Raw genomic sequence first — 1,105 nt, forward strand, 5'->3', positions numbered from 1 at the left:
ACTGAGGTTCCCCCGATAACGCGGAGGCGTTCGGCGTCGCTGCTGGTGGTGCCCGGCCGGCGCCGGTCTCGGCCTTCTTCACCCACGTGCGCAACGTCTCGGGATGAACCCCGAGTTGGCCCGCGATCCGGCGGATCGCGCCGACCGCAGACGCCGGTCCCGGCGGGCCTCGACCGTCAGCCGGGTCGCACGCTCACACAGCTCGGGGCCCTGCCCCTGGCCCCGATCCTGCTCCTTGCCCATACCCATACTGCTGCTGTTGAGCCGCAGAATATCCACCTCCCGTCCCGCTCCGGGAGAAGGAAGGATGATAAGGAGTGGCAGAACGAAGGCTCGCCGATGCGGCCTGCTGACCACCCCAGTTCATCGCCGGTGCAGCGCTAGGCGGTGCAGAACCATACTGGCTGGAGGACGGATACCCCGACGCCCCGTAGGCAGCCGAGGTCGAAGGGCCAGACAGCGGTGCGGAAGCGACCGGCGCGCGTGTGGGGCTGAAGTGTGCGGCGGCGCCAACCCCAGGATGTTCCGGCGAGTAGACGCCTTCCTCGGTCGACCTCTCGGAGGCCTGGCGGGTCTGGCCGTCATCGGCTGGGGGGGCGGGACGGTGGTACATTTCTCGACCCACGTACGCAGGCGCGTTCTGGGCAACCCACTGTGCGAGTGTTTGCGACCTTAGCACGGGGCGGGGGGCTCCGCCCCAGGTCCCCGACGGCATCGGGACGAGTGCCGGTGCCGGCGCCGGTGAGCCGGGGTGCGATCCCGGGATGACGCCCGGTGATGCGACAGGCGAGGGAGCAGCAGGCGCGGCAGGCGAAGGCGCGGTTGCTGCCCGAGTCACGGGCGAGCCTGATGCCGCGAGAGAGGGCGGCACCAGATAGGGAGGGGGTACCCGCGGTGCTTGCTGGGCTTGGCTGTCGAGTGCCGCGGCACGCCTCACATTCAGGCGATCCCCGCTCGGTCCGGCCTGTGAGGCTGACGGCCCGCCGGCGGGGGCGGCGACGACGCGGCGGACCTGCTCGTAGCCGGTGTGCATCGGCAACGTCGGCGATGTGTTGCTGGTGGAAGCAGAGGTGGCGCTGGTGGGAGCACGCAGCCACGCATATTT

Annotated in this window: 1 protein-coding gene; it reads right to left on the reverse strand. The window is 70.2% G+C overall.

Going from position 1 to position 1,105, the window contains the following annotated elements; translation table 11 throughout:
• Window positions 1–136 (reverse strand): transposase (locus AB0H52_RS32040; RefSeq protein WP_357952047.1); only part of this gene is annotated, 136 nt, incomplete at its 3' end.
• Between the last annotated feature and the right edge of the window lie 969 nt (window positions 137–1,105).

The organism is Micromonospora sp. NPDC050695, from assembly GCF_040654415.1.
In the GTDB taxonomy this organism is placed as follows: domain Bacteria; phylum Actinomycetota; class Actinomycetes; order Mycobacteriales; family Micromonosporaceae; genus Micromonospora.